Genomic DNA, 335 nt, shown 5'->3' with positions numbered 1-335 from the left:
AATTACCAGGACTTGTCTTATAATACCGCATTGTATATAGACTTGTCGGGAAATATAAGCATTGGAACGACTAATCCTCATGAGTATAAACTAGCAGTTGCCGGTAATATGATTGCAGAGTCTGTCAAAGTAAAACTTCAATCTCAATGGCCTGATTATGTATTCCACTCATCGTATAAACGACTCTCGCTTAAAGAACTCGAAGAGTTCGTTGGCAGGGAACAACATTTACCGGAAATGCCGGCAGCAGAGGATGTGAAGGAAAATGGGATTGATCTTGGAGACATGAATTCGCGGCTTCTGAGAAAAGTGGAGGAGCTTACGTTGTACCTCAT

At 41.5% G+C, this 335-nt stretch carries 1 pseudogene; it reads left to right on the top strand.

The annotated features are described in order from the left end of the window. Positions 1-335 (top strand): annotated as a pseudogene (locus tag DDR33_RS26360) (hypothetical protein); the annotation flags it as partial.

Source organism: Pararcticibacter amylolyticus, from assembly GCF_003130405.1.
Lineage (GTDB): Bacteria > Bacteroidota > Bacteroidia > Sphingobacteriales > Sphingobacteriaceae > Arcticibacter > Arcticibacter amylolyticus.
This window is presented reverse-complemented; position numbering and strand designations above follow the sequence as displayed.